Genomic DNA, 14373 nt, shown 5'->3' on the forward strand with positions numbered 1-14373 from the left:
CCGATGCCGACCTGCACCCTTCATCCCCTGCCCTACCGACCCGATCCAGGGCATTATTTCGGTCGCCTGCGTCAGGCTCCGGGCGCCATTCTGCTCGACAGCGCGCGCCCGAGTGCCGAGCGTGGGCGTTTCGACCTGTTCAGTGCCTGGCCCATTCAGCAACTGCAAGCCGCCGACGGCGAAAGCGGCCAGGCATTCCTGGATCGACTGCGCCAGGGACTGAGCGAACTGGGTGAAGCCAGACTCCCCGACGGCAGCGAGCTACCTTTTGCCGGCGGTCTGATCGGTTATCTGAGCTATGACTTCGGCCGACGGCTGGAGCGCCTGCCCGAGCTGGCCACGGACGACCTCAAACTAGCCGATGCGCAACTGGGCCTGTATGCCTGGGCGATGATCACGGACCATGCGCTGCATACCTCGCAACTGATGTTTCACCCGGCACTCCCACACGCTGAACGTCTGCGCCTGATCGACCTGTTCGAGCAAACAGAGTCACCTTCAGTCGAAACCTTCAGGCTGCTGGCCCCCATGCAGGGCGATCTCGCACCGGAACACTACCGAGCTGCATTCGACCAAGTGCAGCGCTACATCCAAGCGGGCGATTGCTACCAGATCAACCTGACCCAGCGTTTTCGCGCACCCTGCCAAGGCGACGCGTGGCATGCCTATCAGGCACTGCGCGCCGCTTGCCCGACGCCCTTCTCGGGGTTCCAACAGCTCACCCCGAATAGCGCACTACTGAGCTTCTCGCCCGAGCGCTTCGTCCGCGTCAGCCAGCGGCAGGTCGAAACCCGGCCGATCAAAGGCACTCGCCCACGCGCCGAAGACCCTGCCGAAGACCTGCGCAACGCGCGCGAATTGCAAGCCAGCAAAAAAGACCGCTCCGAAAACCTGATGATCGTTGACCTGCTGCGCAACGACATAGGGCGCACTTGCCAGATCGGCTCGGTGAAGGTACCGGAGCTGTTCAGCCTGGAAAGCTATCCGAATGTCCATCACTTGGTCAGCAGCATCACTGGCCGACTGGCTGACGACAAGGATGCGCTCGACCTGATCGCCGGCAGCTTCCCCGGTGGCTCCATCACCGGCGCACCAAAGATCCGCGCCATGCAGATCATTGACGAGCTGGAACCGACCCGAAGGGCGCTGTATTGCGGCTCGCTGCTGTACATCGACGTACGTGGCGAAATGGACAGCTCCATCGCCATCCGCAGCCTGCTGGTCAAAGACGGCCAAGTCAGTTGTTGGGGAGGCGGCGCGGTGGTAGCCGATTCGAACTGGGAAGCCGAATACGAAGAATCCATCGCCAAAGTCCGCGTGCTGATGCAAACCCTGCAAGGACTGTGATTGCGGTCGGACAGACGGAGATGGAAGCGTCTGCCACGCCATTTTTTGTTACCATCGCCCCACTACGAGCGCACAGCGCCATACACACGATGGAAACCGCCTGATGAGCCAAATCTTCGATGTCGCCACCCTGGCGGCGACCTACGCCAGCAAGTCCCCCCAGGATATTCTCAAGCTCGCCTTCGAGCATTTCGGTGACGACCTGTGGATCTCCTTCAGCGGTGCTGAAGATGTGGTACTGGTGGACATGGCGTGGAAGCTGAACAAGCAGGTCAAGGTCTTCAGCCTGGACACCGGCCGTTTGCACCCGGAAACCTACCGTTTCATCGATCAGGTTCGCGAGCATTACCGCCTGCCGATCGAAATTCTCAGCCCGGATCGCGCCAAGCTCGACCCCTTCGTCAAGGACAAAGGGCTATTCAGTTTCTACAAGGACGGCCACGGCGAATGCTGCGGCATTCGCAAAATCGAACCTCTGCGCCGCAAGCTGGCGGGCGTCAGCGCCTGGGCGACCGGTCAGCGCCGCGACCAGAGCCCCGGCACTCGCAGCCAGGTGGCAGCACTGGAAATCGACTCGGCCTTCTCCACAGCCGAGCGCAACTTGTACAAGTTCAACCCCCTGGCTCAGATGTCCAGCGAGGAAGTCTGGGGTTACATCCGCATGCTTGAACTGCCCTACAACAGCCTCCACGAACGCGGCTTCATCAGCATCGGCTGCGAGCCGTGCACCCGCCCGGTGCTACCGAACCAGCACGAACGCGAAGGCCGCTGGTGGTGGGAGGAATCGACCCAGAAGGAATGCGGCCTGCATGCGGGCAACCTGATCAGCAAAGGCTGAACAGCTGCAAGCTGTAAGCTGCAAGCTGTAAGCTGCAAGCAAAAAGAGCAGACCACACACGGCCTGCTCTTTCTTGAAGCTCAAAGCTTATAGCTTGCAGCTACCGTTCTAGTGCACCGGCAGCTCGACGCCTTCGAACAGGGCCTCGAGCTCCTGCTTGTTGTGGCACTGGATGGCTTTGGCCATCACCTCGCGGGTCAGGTGAGGGGCGAACTTTTCGATGAAGTCGCACATGAAGCCGCGCAGGAAAGTGCCGCGACGGAAGCCAATCTTGGTGATGCTGGCTTCGAACAACTCGCTGGCGTCCAGGCAGACCAGATCGCTGTCAAGCTTCGCATCGACCGCCATCTTGGCCACGATACCCACGCCCAGGCCCAAGCGTACGTAAGTTTTGATCACATCAGCGTCAGCCGCCGTGAACACCACCTTCGGCGTCAGACCGCGATGATTGAACGCCTCGTCCAGCTTCGAGCGACCGGTGAAACCAAACACATAAGTGACGATGGGGTACTCGGCCAGCGCCTCAAGGGTGAGCTTGGGCAGCTTGGTAAGCGGGTGCCCCTGAGGCACCACAACGCAACGATTCCACTTGTAGCAGGGCATCATGATCAGATCGCCAAACAACTCCAGCGCTTCGGTGGCGATGGCGAAATCGACGGTGCCATCGGCCGCCATCTCTGCGATCTGCATCGGCGAGCCCTGGTGCATGTGCAAGGACACTTCAGGGTACTGCTTGATGAAATTGCTGATCACCGGTGGCAACGCATAGCGCGCCTGGGTGTGGGTGGTGGCGATCGACAGCGTACCCTTCTTCTCGTTGGAGAATTCCTGGGCGATCTGTTTGATGCTCTCGACCTTGCGCAGAATTTCACCGGCAGTCGTGATGATGCGCTCACCGGCCGGCGTGACGCGGGTCAGGTGCTTGCCGCTGCGGGCGAAGACTTCGACCCCCAACTCATCCTCCAGAAGGCGGATCTGCTTGCTGATCCCCGGCTGCGAGGTGTAAAGACTCTGCGCAGTGGCAGAGACGTTGAGGTCATGGTGCGCCACTTCCCAGATGTAGCGCAGTTGTTGAAGCTTCATAGGTTTCCCTCGGATCAGCGGTAGGTCACCGGCTGCTGGCAGCGACGAGTTATAACTATATTAGTGGTCAGATGAAGAAATCTAGAACTATTTTGTTACGTCTGACGGAAAAGACCTACTGCCAGTTTCAGCCTTTCCTACGACCCAGGTGCTGAGCCAACGGCACCATATACACCGGTACAGGCGATAGTTGGAGCAGCCGCACCGCAGTCCTTCCAATCGGCACGTCGACCCCTGCGCCCTCGGCGTGACTGCCGAAGATCAGCAGGTCAACCGCCAGACGCTGGGCCTGCTCTAGAATGACTTGCGCCGGATCACCCTGACGCACGCGCACAGCCTTGATCACGGCCAGGTCAGCATCCTCGCCCAGCTCGTCGCGAAAGCTTTCCAGCACACGCTGCTCTATGTTGGCCATGACCGTATTCACTCCCTGGGAGTGCAACCGCTCGAGCGTCTGCTCATCGAGGTAGCTCTGCAGGAGCGATTCGGCGAACTGACCCATCGGCTCGACAGCGTGGATCACATACAACTGCGCCTCGAACGTGCGTGCCAGGGCCAGAGCATGCTGCATGACGAAAGGCGCGTAGACGCCAAGATCGGTGGCGTACAGCATGGAGCGGATCATACGGCCTCCTCGACTGCCTCGGCGGGCAGAGCACGCTTGAGCTTAGCAGCGCCTGCGCGGCAGCGTCTCGCCGTCGCGGGCCGAGTTGCGGAAGTCGCTCAGTCGGCGCGGTTACGTCGGTCGATGAACGTCAGCGCCTGGTACAGGGATTCGATCCTCAGTAAATGACAACCGGCCTGCCGCGCACGGGCCAGTGGCTCGGCATAGATCGCCTGCAGTTCCAGCGGTCTGCGATGAACATGATCGTGGTACATGCTCGGCCAGTATTCGGGCATCTGATCGGTCACGCGCAACAGGTGCTCGACATAGCCCTGAGGTAAAACCTGCCCACAGGCCTGAGCCCCGATGACCACTTCGTGCATCAGCGCGCGCACCAGCTCACGGCTGTCTGGATCGCTCATCAGTGCTTTGGTGCTGGCTTGCAACAGTACTGAGAGTCCGTTGTAAGGCACATTCCACACCAATTTCTGCCAGCGCGCCTGGCCAACGTCGTCCATCGGCTGCGAATCAACCCCTGCGGCGCGGAACAGCCCAGCGCCTTCAGCAGCGATTACGCCAGCATCAACGCCATCCGGACCGCTGTGGTAGCCCAGGTTGATCGCACCCAGCGCTTGATGGCGAATGACCCCGGGCGCCTGGCGATTCACGCAGATGAAGCACAGCCCGCCGAGCAGATGCATGTCGTCGCGCAGCGCAGGGCGCAATTGCTCCTCGACGCCCAGTCCGTTCTGCAGCAATACGACACGGGCACCGGGTGCTGCGGCCTGGACGAGCAGCGGCGCCAGCTCGGCATTACTGGTGGCCTTGGCGCCGACCAGCAGCCAGTCACAGGGCGGCATGTCGCCAGCCGAGGCGTAGGCCTGCACCTTCATGTGCAGTGCTCCATGGAGGGCGCTATCGATACTCAGCCCATCCTTTTGCACCACCGCGTACTCGCTACGCAACAGAAAGTGCACATCGAAACCAGCGCGGGCCAGCATCAATCCATAGAAGCCACCGATTGCACCGCTACCGATGATGCCGATGCGTGTAGTGCGGGAAACCATGCTGCCCTCCTGTCCAGGCGAAGTCTGCTCGACCGCATGCCTGCAGGCAGCGACCGCCATTTGATCGCGCCACTATACCTAGCGTCTCCGTCGGCAGGGTTAATCCTCCTGGACAGGGCCATGACCATTGTCGCGCCCGACGTAACGCGCTAAGGTTCGGCTCCCCCCGCTGCGAACAATCTGCTGCTGGGCCGCACGGGGTTTGCTGGCGGCCGGCACCCGTGACCTGACGAGTAACACGATGGCTGATTTACCGATCGATGACCTCAACGTTGCCTCCAACGAGACCCTGATCACCCCCGATCAGCTGAAGAAAGAAATCCCGCTCAGCGCCAAGGCCCTGCAGACCGTGACGGCTGGCCGCGAAGTGGTACGCGACATCCTCGACGGCAAGGATCACCGCCTGTTCGTCGTGATCGGCCCATGCTCCATCCACGACATCAAGGCTGCCCATGAGTATGCCGAGCGCCTCAAAGTGCTGGCCGAAGAAGTGTCCGACACGCTCTATCTGGTCATGCGCGTGTACTTTGAGAAACCTCGTACCACTGTTGGCTGGAAAGGTCTGATCAACGACCCGTACCTGGATGACTCATTCAAGATCCAGGACGGTCTGCACATCGGTCGTAAGCTACTGCTGGACCTGGCCGAGATGGGCCTGCCCACCGCCACCGAAGCCTTGGACCCGATCTCACCCCAGTACCTGCAGGACTTGATCAGTTGGTCGGCCATCGGCGCGCGCACCACTGAATCCCAGACCCACCGTGAAATGGCCTCTGGACTGTCGTCGGCGGTTGGCTTCAAGAACGGCACGGACGGCGGCCTCACCGTTGCGATCAATGCCCTGCAGTCGGTCTCCAAGCCGCACCGCTTCCTGGGCATCAACCAGGAAGGTGGCGTCTCCATCGTCACTACCAAAGGCAACGCCTATGGCCACGTGGTACTGCGCGGCGGCAATGGCAAGCCCAACTACGACTCGGTCAGTGTGGCGCTGTGCGAGCAGGATCTGGCCAAAGCCAAGATCAAGCCCAATATCATGGTCGATTGCAGCCATGCCAACTCCAACAAAGACCCTGCTTTGCAGCCTCTGGTCATGGACAACGTGGCCAACCAGATCCTCGAGGGCAACCAGTCGATCATCGGCCTGATGGTGGAAAGCCATTTGAACTGGGGCTGTCAGGCGATTCCGAAAAACCTGGAAGATCTCCAGTACGGCGTCTCCGTGACCGATGCTTGTATCGATTGGGCCGCGACCGAGAAAAGCCTGCGCAGCATGCACGCCAAACTCAAGGACGTACTGCCAAAACGTCAGCGTGGCTGATGCATCGCAGTGACGGAACACCTACGAAAACGCCGGGCAATTGCCCGGCGTTTTCGTAGGTGTAAGCCGATCAGGCCTTGCTGGAATGCCGCTGCTGACGCTCCATGTAGCGTTCGACATAGGAACATGAGGGGATCACGGTGTATCCCATCTGCTCGGCATACTCCAGCGCTTTCTCCGTCAACGCGGCAGCGATGCCACGTCCGCGCAGCGCGTTTGGAACGAAGGTGCGATAAATATCGAGCGTCTGCTTGCCCAGATCCATGTAGGTGAGATAAGCACGATGACCGTCGACATTGGTCTCGAACTGATGACCGACTTGGTCATGGTGGATGGTCAGCGCTTCACTCATCACTACTCCTCGCAGGCCTTATGGCAGACCTTGGCCTTGAACGATGATTTATCCGGCGGAGCGCGCTCGACGCCACCCAATGCCACTTCGACCACTACGCATTGGCAATCGTTCGCGGTCGCTGATGCGGTAGATAGTAGGCGGACAAGGCGCCGTTGCTCAAGCCGTGCAGACTAACAATGGCGCGCAGAAGGATCGCCTGACGGGCATCGATCAATACCAAACTGCCAGCCGGATGCTCTAGTACCTGAGACGCTGCATGACCGTGCAAGTCACCCTTAGTTCAACGAAAAGTTTCTTGAGGCAGCGCTGAGAGGCGGATGGATCAGCAGCGTCAACTTCATCGCAAGGCTTGCCATACGGGGCTTCTGGCAACATTTTTTTTACGCTTCTTGCGCTCAGTCAGTTTACTTACTACAAGTAATGGGTAGTATGTACGCCGGCCAGTTTCTCTTTTCCGAGAGATGGCTATTTAATAGAAAGTCCTTGAAGGGGAACACGATGAACAACGTTCTGAAATTCTCTGCTCTGGCTCTGGCCGCAGTTCTGGCTACCGGTTGCAGCAGCGTATCCAAAGAAACCGAAGCTCGTCTGACTGCGACCGAAGACGCAGCTGCTCGCGCTCAAGCCCGTGCTGACGAAGCCTATCGTAAGGCTGACGACGCTCTGGCCGCCGCTCAGAAGGCTCAGCAGACCGCTGACGAAGCCAACGAGCGCGCTCTGCGTATGCTGGACAAAGCCAGCCGGAAGTAATAGTCCTCACGGATTATTGAGAGGCCGACCCATTCGTGGGTCGGCTTTTTTATGCGCGTCCATCCGCCGACACAGAAGCTCAGGATGAAGAAAGCCCGCCATGAGGCGGGCCTGGCTAGACATCGCTACGGCTACTGAATCTCGGGCGGAATTTCGGACACCATCGAGGTGCCACCCTGGCCAGTGCCGGGTACAGCGATCTCGACAGGGATACCATCTTCGGCGGCGACCACGTCGCGCACCATGTCCCAGTTCATGCGCAGATTGTTGGCGAGATCTTCGCGCTTGAGCAATGCATTGATGACAGCCGTGTGCTTGTCCACGACCGAAGGATTGCCCTGCTCGTCCAAGGGCGTATGCGCCTCCAGGTACACCTTACCGCCGCTCACGCCGAACTTGTAGGGTTCGTTGATGATGCGCACCGGCGTGCCCACAGGGACCATCTCCGAGAGCGAGACCACATTGTTGTTGAGCATGCGGAAGCAGCCATGACTGGTGCGCATACCGATGCCGAACTTCTTGTTCGACCCATGAATCAGATAGCCCGGCAGGCCCAGGGTGAATTTGAAGGGCCCCAGTGGGTTGTCGGGGCCGGCCGGCACTACGGCGGGCAGGATATCCCCGTCAGCGGCGTGCTCGGCACGGATGGAGGCTGGCGGGGTCCAGGTAGGGTTGGGCGTCTTGGCGGTAATCTTGGTATTGGCCACTGGCGAGCCCCAGCCCTCACGACCGATACCCAGCGGGAAGGTGTACACCACATTCTGCCCTTTAGGGTAGTAATAAAGGCGGTACTCGGCCAGATTGATAACGATCCCCTCGCGCGGCCCCGGTGGCAGGATATAGCGCGTCGGCAGGATGATCTCTGTACCGGCACCCGGCAGCCAGGGATCGACGCCGGGGTTGGCCGCGATCATTTCCAGGTAGCCCAGGTCGTTGGCGGTGCCGATGTCGGCGAAGGTGTCCTCGTACTTGGCCTTGATCGTGCGCACCTGGCCGACGACATCTTCTCCGGGCGGTGGCAGTGGCAATTCCAGCGCGACGGCGGGACCGGTCATCAGCAGGGCAGCCAGGGACAGGCAACGGGTGACGGCGGTAAAGCGCGGCAGCATCCGGTAAATCCTTCGACAGAGGGTTCAAGAGGTTCGATTGTACACTCGGCTGTTGCCGAGGGGGAGGCATCGGCCGGGTACGCAAGAATGACAAATGATGAAAGGCGTACTCAGAGCTCAGGCCACACCGGCCGGGTGCCCCGCCGCTGGGCATCGAGGATTGCGCGGCACAAAGGGCAAAGGCGCTCATCGCGATAGACCGTACGCTGCACCGAAGACCAGCGCGGCTGCGCTGGCAGCAATCCGCCACACAAGGTGCGGTCGGCTGGAGCACCCAGTTCGAGTTGACGCGCGGCGAGATGAACACGCACCTCCTGACACGCGAACAGATCCAATTGCTCGTCGGGCTCGATCAGTTGATAGGCGTACAGGGACCAGGCGGGGCGGGGCATCGGGGGCACTCGAAACGGGGGGCGCAACATTAGCCGAAAGCGTTCCCCGTTGAAAGCGTCAGAGCATGGGTTTTATCGTCGGCCATGCATTGTCCAGCAGGCGCTGCTGGGCGCCTTCGGCCGGATGGATACCGTCGGCCTGCATCAACGCCGGGACGCCACCGACGCCCTCGAGGAAAAACGGCACCAAGGGCACCTTCTTGTCGCTAGCCAACTGCTCATAGACCTGAGCGAATGCGGAGGTATAGCGAACACCATAATTGGGTGGCAGACGCATGCCCAGCAATACCACCTTGGCACCCGCGGCCCGCGAGCGATCGATCATTGATGCAAGATTTTGTTGCAATTGCTGCGGCGGCTGTCCCCGCAGCCCATCGTTACCGCCCAACTCGAGCACCACCAGATCCGGCTTGTGCGCCGCAAGCAGCGCCGGTAGCCGCGCCTGCCCCCCGGCACTGGTGTCACCACTGATCGACGCGTTGACCACTTGATCAGCGAATCCCTCGTCATGCAGGCGCTGCTGCAGCAGCGTGACCCAGCCCTGGCGGGTATCCAGGCCAAAACCTGCGCTGATACTATCGCCGACAATCAGCACCGTCCCCGCCGCCGCGCCTTGAGCCAGGCCGCACAGGGCCAGACCGGCGCTCAACCACCACATTCGCATTGGATTCTCCATGAGCCCCAGCATTCTCGTTGCGCAGAACCTTAGCAAAGTGGTCTCCAGCGCGGAAGGCGACCTTACCATCCTCCACCCCCTGTCGCTGGATCTCAGCCAAGGGGACAGCCTGGCGATCGTTGGCGCGTCCGGCTCCGGCAAGTCGACCCTGCTCGGATTGCTCGCCGGTCTTGATCGGCCCAGCGGGGGCAATGTACTGCTGGCCGGCCACGACCTCGGCGCACTGGACGAGGACCAGTGCGCCCAGGTGCGCGCCGAGCATGTCGGCTTCGTGTTCCAGTCATTTCAGCTTCTGGACAGCCTCAACGCCCTGGAAAACGTGATGCTACCCCTGGAGCTCGACGGTCGCCGCGACGCACGCGAACAAGCGCGCGCCTTGCTCGATCGGGTCGGCCTGGGCCATCGAATGAGTCACACACCTCGGCAACTGTCCGGCGGTGAACAGCAACGGGTGGCGATTGCACGGGCTTTTGCTGCACATCCGGCGGTACTGTTCGCTGACGAGCCCACCGGAAACCTCGACAGCCAGACCGGCGAGCGCATCAGTGATCTGCTGTTCGAGCTGAACCGCGAGCGTGGTACCACCCTGGTCCTGGTGACCCATGACGAGCGCTTGGCCAAGCGGTGCCGCCGCTTGATCCACCTCGAGGCCGGTCGCCTCGTCGCGCCGCAGGCGCCTCAATGACGCGCCTGTCGGTCAAGCACTTGTGCGCGCTGGCCCTGCGCCAACTGCTGCGCGATGCTCGCGCGAGCGAAGTGCGAGTGCTGTTCTTGGCGGTGCTGGTGGCAGTAGCAGCCAGCACCGCCATCGCTTACTTCGGCGCTCGCCTCAACAGCGCCATGCAACTGCGGGCCAGCGAATTCCTCGCAGCCGACCTGGTGCTGCAAGGCTCCTCCCCCATCCGAATCGAGCAACTCGACGCGGGTACATCACGCGGTCTTCAGCACGCCCGCGTGGTTGAGTTCAGCAGTGTGGTGGCCGCCGACGCAGGCATCCAGCTCTCCAGCATCAAGGCTGTCGACTCGGCCTACCCGTTGCGCGGCGAGCTGCGCAGCGCAGCCACGTCTTACGGCAGCGAAAGCCCAGGAGGTAGCCCTGCGCCGGGTGAGGCGTGGGTAGAAGCGCGCCTGTTGACGGCGCTGGGGCTGTCACTCGGCGATAGCATCGACGTGGGCATGAAACCCCTGCGCATGACCCGTGTGCTCACGTACGAGCCGGATCGTGCCGGCAATTTCTACAGCCTTACCCCGCGCGTACTGATGAACATGGCCGATCTGGAGGCCACTGGAGTGATCCAACCGGGCAGCCGGGTTACCTATCGCGACCTCTGGCGCGGCGAGCCCCAAGCGCTGGAAAGCTATCGGCAGGCAATTGAGCAGCAGTTAGCCGCCAACCAGCGATTGCTCGATACCCGTGATGGCAATCGTCAGATCGGTGGCGCTCTTGGTCGCGCCGAGCGTTACTTGAACATGGCCAGCCTGGTGGCGGTGTTGTTGGCCGGCGTGGCAGTGGCGCTGTCAGCCAGCCGCTACGCCGCTCGCCGTCTCGATGCCAGTGCCCTGCTTCGCTGCCTGGGCTTGTCACGCCACCAGGCACTGGGCCTTTTTTCACTGCAGTTGACCGTGTTGGGCCTGGTCGCATCGCTGAGCGGTGCATGGGTGGGCTGGCTGGCACAACTTGGGCTGTTCGCGTTGCTGCAAGGGCTACTGCCCAGTGCGGTCCCTTCCGGCAATCTTGCGCCGGCGCTGGCCGGCATCGGCACCGGACTGGTCGCGCTGGCCGGCTTCGCTCTGCCACCTTTGGCCGCGCTGGGACGGGTCCCGCCTCTGCGCGTCCTTCGCCGCGACCTGCTACCCACCCCGCCCAGCAGTTGGCTGGTGTACGGCGCCGCACTGTTTGCTCTGGGGCTGATCATGTGGCGGCTGAGCCTCGACCTGATCCTGACATTCGCCCTGCTCGGCGGCGGGATCGTGGCCGCAGCCCTGCTCGCCGGCCTTTTGCTGCTGGCCCTGCGCAGCCTGAGGCGAATGCTGTCCGCCGCCCCGCTTGCCTGGCGACTGGGCCTGGGTCAACTGCTGCGTCACCCGCTGGCCGCCGCCGGACAGGCACTCGCCTTCGGCCTGATACTGCTGGCCATGGCGCTGATCGCACTGCTGCGCGCGGAGCTCCTCGACAACTGGCAGGCCCAGTTGCCCAAAAACGCGCCCAATCACTTCGCCCTCAACATTCTGCCGGACGACCGCGAGCCGTTTACTCAGCGGTTACGCGAACTCAACGCCACGTCCGCCCCGTTGTATCCCGTCATGCCAGGCCGGCTCACGCAGATCAACGGGCAATCGGTCCAGCAACGGGTGAGCAAGGACTCTGCTGGGGAGCGGGCCGTACAGCGTGATCTGAGCTTGACTTGGGCCGCCAATCTGCCCCAGGGCAATGCCATAGTCGACGGCACTTGGTGGCAATCATCACCCCCCGATAACAGGCCTCCCGGCGTGTCGGTCGAAGCCGATCTAGCTGCCAGCCTGGGCCTGGAACTTAACGACCTGTTGACCTTCGATATCGGGGGCGAGCAGCGTCAGGCACAGGTCACCAGCCTGCGGACCGTACATTGGGACAGCTTCCAGCCCAATTTCTACATGATCTTCCAGCCGGGTACGCTGCAAGGACTGCCAGCCACCTACCTGACCAGCTTCTACCTCGCGCCAGGCCACGATGCTGAAGTGGTCGCACTGTCACGCGCCTTCCCGGCCGTGACCCTGCTGCAGGTCGATGCACTGCTGGGGCAACTGCGCAGCATCCTGGCCCAGGTCACCCTGGCTGTAGAGTACGTTCTGCTGTTCGTATTGGCGGCGGGTGTGACGGTACTGCTCGCTGGATTACAGGCCACTCTGGACGAGCGCATTCGCCAAGGCGCCCTGCTGCGCGCACTCGGTGCCGGACGCGCTCTACTGGTCAAGGCCCGGCGCATCGAGTTCGGCCTGCTCGGCGCGGCCAGCGGTGTATTGGCAGCACTGGGCTGCGAGCTGATCAGTTGGGGGCTGTACCGCTACGCCTTTAACCTGCAATGGGCACCGCATCCGTGGCTACTGGTGCTGCCACTGATCGGCGCACTGCTGGTGGGCGCCGCCGGCGTCTTCGGCACCCGGCGTGCGCTCAATGCATCACCCTTGAGCGTGTTGCGAGACACCTGACCACCATCCGCCATGGCGTGCTCAGGTCGCGCCATAGTGGATGCGATTGATGTACCAGGTCGCATCACCGGTTGGGGTATGCACTCGGACCTCGTCGCCCTCCTCCTTTTTAAGCAAAGCACGGGCCATGGGCGAATCGATGGAAATATAGTCGTTGCGGCCATGGATCTCGTCGTAGCCGACGATACGAAACGCCAGGGTCTGCCCCTCGTCATTCTCGATCTCGACCCAGGCGCCAAAGAACACGCGCCCCTCCTGTTGTGGCGAATAACTCACCACTTTGACGTCCTCGAGACGTTTGCGCAGATAGCGGACCCGACGATCGATCTCGCGCAGCAGCTTCTTGTTGTACTGATAATCAGCGTTCTCGCTGCGATCGCCCAAAGACGCCGCCCACGTCACCTTCTGCGTGATCTCCGGACGGTAGACGCGCCACAAATGATCCAGCTCCTTCTTGAGCGCCTCATGGCCTTCGATGGTGATGATATTGGTGCTCAAACCGCTCGCTCTCCTCACGACTACCTGCGCAGGCGACATCGGCCTGGCGGGGCTGGGAGCTTAACGAAAAAACACAGCGCACGACATCTGCCAGAGAATCAGCCGCGCGTAATCAATCCCTGGCGAGCAATGCGGGTAAGGTGACCGATGATTTCGCCAGCGTGTTCGCCCGTCGGTGCCTGGATGACTGCCAGATCAAAGCGGTCACTGGCGTACCGGGCAAGGTCGCAGGCGTTTTCGGCGAACTGGATGAGGAAGGCGCGGGCTTGACCCTTGCGGCGGGAAAATCCATCGAGATTGCGCAGCAGTGTGGGTTGGTGCTGACCACCTAAAAGGATGCGAGGCGTGCGTGCGGCCTGATCGGCTGGCAGTGGAGTCAAGCAGACGCTGGTACGTGGGCAACTCATGGAGTATCTCTCCGCCTCGCAGATCCCGCTGGGCAGCGGTGGGAGGCGTCACCGAACCAGCGCTTTAGCGGTATTTCGGATGGCCTTGCAGACCTTTCCTGCGCCCCGCAAGTAGCTGTTTAAATCGGCGCAAGCGTTATCCTAGAGCGTCTGATGGCAAGCTGCAAGTGGCTGCTCACTTGCAGTTTGCCGTTAACGGTTTGCAGGCATATGTCAGCGGGCTATCAGGCGATCCAACGACACCCGACCGGCGCCTTCTAAGAGAATGGCGAGGGTGCCGGCCATCAACGCAAGCGCGAACTCATAGCCATTGTTGGCCATAAACAAGCCGTTGCTAATGTGCACAGTGAAAATTGCCACGACCAACGTTGCACTCAGCACCAGCGCCGCGGGACGCGCCAGCAGCCCGAGCAGTAAACCCAGCCCGCCGAAGAACTCGGCACTGCCGGAAAGCATGGCCATCAGATAACCAGGTGCCAGTCCGATGCTTTCCATCCACTGGCCGGTCCCCTCAAGGCCGTAGCCGCCGAACCAACCGAAGAGCTTTTGTGCGCCGTGCGCCATGAATATAAAACCAATCAGAACACGCAACAAGCTGACGCCAAAACCGGCGCGGGTGGAAAGGAGGGCTTTGATGGTAGGGCTCATCTTGCAGTTTCCTTGAACGGATGTGGGGAATGAGCGCGATATTAATCGATTTTAAAGATACGGAAACCGCAAATAACCGAACCCACCTATCG

At 61.3% G+C, this 14373-nt stretch carries 16 protein-coding genes; 6 read left to right on the forward strand and 10 right to left on the reverse strand.

What is annotated here, in order from left to right; translation table 11 throughout:
* Positions 1–3: 3 nt before the first annotated feature.
* Positions 4–1347 (forward strand): aminodeoxychorismate synthase component I, encoded by a 1344-nt coding sequence (gene pabB, locus Q6A47_RS18025; protein ID WP_304484991.1) that lies wholly within the window; start codon positions 4–6, stop codon positions 1345–1347.
* Positions 1348–1450: 103 nt separating this feature from the next.
* Positions 1451–2185, forward strand: coding sequence for a phosphoadenylyl-sulfate reductase (locus Q6A47_RS18030; RefSeq protein WP_304484992.1), 735 nt, complete (start codon positions 1451–1453; stop codon positions 2183–2185).
* Between the two features lie 108 nt (positions 2186–2293).
* On the opposite strand, the gene cysB is transcribed toward Q6A47_RS18030, so the two are convergent.
* From cysB to Q6A47_RS18045, 3 genes are all read right to left on the reverse strand, one after another.
* The gene (gene cysB / locus Q6A47_RS18035; protein WP_029613547.1) at positions 2294–3268 is read right to left on the reverse strand and encodes an HTH-type transcriptional regulator CysB; all 975 of its coding nucleotides are present in this window, start codon (positions 3266–3268) and stop codon (positions 2294–2296) included.
* A gap of 127 nt (positions 3269–3395) precedes the next feature.
* Positions 3396–3893 carry a universal stress protein gene (locus tag Q6A47_RS18040; protein ID WP_029613546.1) on the reverse strand — a complete coding sequence of 166 codons (498 nt, stop codon included), beginning with the start codon at positions 3891–3893 and terminating at the stop codon, positions 3396–3398.
* A 98-nt stretch (positions 3894–3991) separates the two neighbouring features.
* The gene (locus Q6A47_RS18045; protein ID WP_304484993.1) at positions 3992–4939 is read right to left on the reverse strand and encodes a putative 2-dehydropantoate 2-reductase; all 948 of its coding nucleotides are present in this window, start codon (positions 4937–4939) and stop codon (positions 3992–3994) included.
* A gap of 241 nt (positions 4940–5180) precedes the next feature.
* Between Q6A47_RS18045 and Q6A47_RS18050 the strand changes: the two genes are divergently transcribed.
* Complete coding sequence (locus tag Q6A47_RS18050) at positions 5181–6257, forward strand: 3-deoxy-7-phosphoheptulonate synthase (RefSeq protein WP_039576648.1); 1077 nt, start codon at positions 5181–5183, stop codon at positions 6255–6257.
* Positions 6258–6327: 70 nt separating this feature from the next.
* Here Q6A47_RS18050 and Q6A47_RS18055 read toward each other — a convergent pair whose 3' ends face one another.
* The gene (locus Q6A47_RS18055; RefSeq protein ID WP_029613543.1) at positions 6328–6609 is read right to left on the reverse strand and encodes a GNAT family N-acetyltransferase; all 282 of its coding nucleotides are present in this window, start codon (positions 6607–6609) and stop codon (positions 6328–6330) included.
* 501 nt (positions 6610–7110) lie between these two features.
* On the opposite strand from Q6A47_RS18055, the gene oprI reads away from it, so the two are divergent.
* Positions 7111–7362 carry an outer membrane lipoprotei OprI gene (gene oprI / locus Q6A47_RS18060; protein WP_003259780.1) on the forward strand — a complete coding sequence of 84 codons (252 nt, stop codon included), beginning with the start codon at positions 7111–7113 and terminating at the stop codon, positions 7360–7362.
* Positions 7363–7493: 131 nt separating this feature from the next.
* Here the strand turns inward: oprI and Q6A47_RS18065 are convergent, their stop codons facing one another.
* The 3 genes from Q6A47_RS18065 to Q6A47_RS18075 form a co-directional block, all read right to left on the reverse strand.
* On the reverse strand, positions 7494–8471 hold the full coding sequence (locus Q6A47_RS18065) for a L,D-transpeptidase family protein (RefSeq protein WP_039576602.1): 978 nt from the start codon (positions 8469–8471) through the stop codon (positions 7494–7496).
* 110 nt (positions 8472–8581) lie between these two features.
* Positions 8582–8863, reverse strand: a complete 282-nt coding sequence (locus Q6A47_RS18070) for a hypothetical protein (protein ID WP_039576600.1) — start codon at positions 8861–8863, stop codon at positions 8582–8584.
* Between the two features lie 58 nt (positions 8864–8921).
* Positions 8922–9527: an arylesterase gene (locus Q6A47_RS18075; protein WP_039576599.1), complete on the reverse strand. Its 606-nt coding sequence runs from the start codon at positions 9525–9527 to the stop codon at positions 8922–8924.
* A 10-nt stretch (positions 9528–9537) separates the two neighbouring features.
* Between Q6A47_RS18075 and Q6A47_RS18080 the strand changes: the two genes are divergently transcribed.
* Both Q6A47_RS18080 and Q6A47_RS18085 read left to right on the forward strand, forming a co-directional pair.
* The gene (locus Q6A47_RS18080; RefSeq protein ID WP_304484994.1) at positions 9538–10224 is read left to right on the forward strand and encodes an ABC transporter ATP-binding protein; all 687 of its coding nucleotides are present in this window, start codon (positions 9538–9540) and stop codon (positions 10222–10224) included.
* A complete protein-coding gene (locus Q6A47_RS18085) occupies positions 10221–12728 on the forward strand; it encodes an ABC transporter permease (protein ID WP_304484995.1) in 2508 nt (835 codons plus the stop codon). Before Q6A47_RS18080 ends, Q6A47_RS18085 begins: the two co-directional genes overlap by 4 nt.
* 21 nt (positions 12729–12749) lie before the next feature.
* Here the strand turns inward: Q6A47_RS18085 and greB are convergent, their stop codons facing one another.
* The 3 genes from greB to Q6A47_RS18100 all read right to left on the reverse strand — a co-directional run bounded on the left by greB (position 12750) and on the right by Q6A47_RS18100 (position 14281).
* The gene (gene greB / locus Q6A47_RS18090) at positions 12750–13226 is read right to left on the reverse strand and encodes a transcription elongation factor GreB (protein ID WP_039576595.1); all 477 of its coding nucleotides are present in this window, start codon (positions 13224–13226) and stop codon (positions 12750–12752) included.
* A 98-nt stretch (positions 13227–13324) separates the two neighbouring features.
* Positions 13325–13633: a hypothetical protein gene (locus tag Q6A47_RS18095; RefSeq protein ID WP_116887927.1), complete on the reverse strand. Its 309-nt coding sequence runs from the start codon at positions 13631–13633 to the stop codon at positions 13325–13327.
* Positions 13634–13846: 213 nt separating this feature from the next.
* The gene (locus tag Q6A47_RS18100; RefSeq protein ID WP_304484996.1) at positions 13847–14281 is read right to left on the reverse strand and encodes a DoxX family protein; all 435 of its coding nucleotides are present in this window, start codon (positions 14279–14281) and stop codon (positions 13847–13849) included.
* Positions 14282–14373: the final 92 nt, after the last annotated feature.

This window comes from Pseudomonas boreofloridensis, from assembly GCF_030580795.1.
Classification (GTDB): domain Bacteria; phylum Pseudomonadota; class Gammaproteobacteria; order Pseudomonadales; family Pseudomonadaceae; genus Aquipseudomonas; species Aquipseudomonas boreofloridensis.

Coding starts and splice junctions, on each gene's coding strand:
- pabB (WP_304484991.1), top strand. CDS start 4: ATGCCGACCTGCACCCTTCATCCCCTGCCCTACCGACCCGATCCAGGG.
- Q6A47_RS18030 (WP_304484992.1), top strand. CDS start 1,451: ATGAGCCAAATCTTCGATGTCGCCACCCTGGCGGCGACCTACGCCAGC.
- cysB (WP_029613547.1), bottom strand. CDS start 3,268: ATGAAGCTTCAACAACTGCGCTACATCTGGGAAGTGGCGCACCATGAC.
- Q6A47_RS18040 (WP_029613546.1), bottom strand. CDS start 3,893: ATGATCCGCTCCATGCTGTACGCCACCGATCTTGGCGTCTACGCGCCT.
- Q6A47_RS18045 (WP_304484993.1), bottom strand. CDS start 4,939: ATGGTTTCCCGCACTACACGCATCGGCATCATCGGTAGCGGTGCAATC.
- Q6A47_RS18050 (WP_039576648.1), top strand. CDS start 5,181: ATGGCTGATTTACCGATCGATGACCTCAACGTTGCCTCCAACGAGACC.
- Q6A47_RS18055 (WP_029613543.1), bottom strand. CDS start 6,609: ATGAGTGAAGCGCTGACCATCCACCATGACCAAGTCGGTCATCAGTTC.
- oprI (WP_003259780.1), top strand. CDS start 7,111: ATGAACAACGTTCTGAAATTCTCTGCTCTGGCTCTGGCCGCAGTTCTG.
- Q6A47_RS18065 (WP_039576602.1), bottom strand. CDS start 8,471: ATGCTGCCGCGCTTTACCGCCGTCACCCGTTGCCTGTCCCTGGCTGCC.
- Q6A47_RS18070 (WP_039576600.1), bottom strand. CDS start 8,863: ATGCCCCGCCCCGCCTGGTCCCTGTACGCCTATCAACTGATCGAGCCC.
- Q6A47_RS18075 (WP_039576599.1), bottom strand. CDS start 9,527: ATGCGAATGTGGTGGTTGAGCGCCGGTCTGGCCCTGTGCGGCCTGGCT.
- Q6A47_RS18080 (WP_304484994.1), top strand. CDS start 9,538: ATGAGCCCCAGCATTCTCGTTGCGCAGAACCTTAGCAAAGTGGTCTCC.
- Q6A47_RS18085 (WP_304484995.1), top strand. CDS start 10,221: ATGACGCGCCTGTCGGTCAAGCACTTGTGCGCGCTGGCCCTGCGCCAA.
- Q6A47_RS18095 (WP_116887927.1), bottom strand. CDS start 13,633: ATGAGTTGCCCACGTACCAGCGTCTGCTTGACTCCACTGCCAGCCGAT.
- Q6A47_RS18100 (WP_304484996.1), bottom strand. CDS start 14,281: ATGAGCCCTACCATCAAAGCCCTCCTTTCCACCCGCGCCGGTTTTGGC.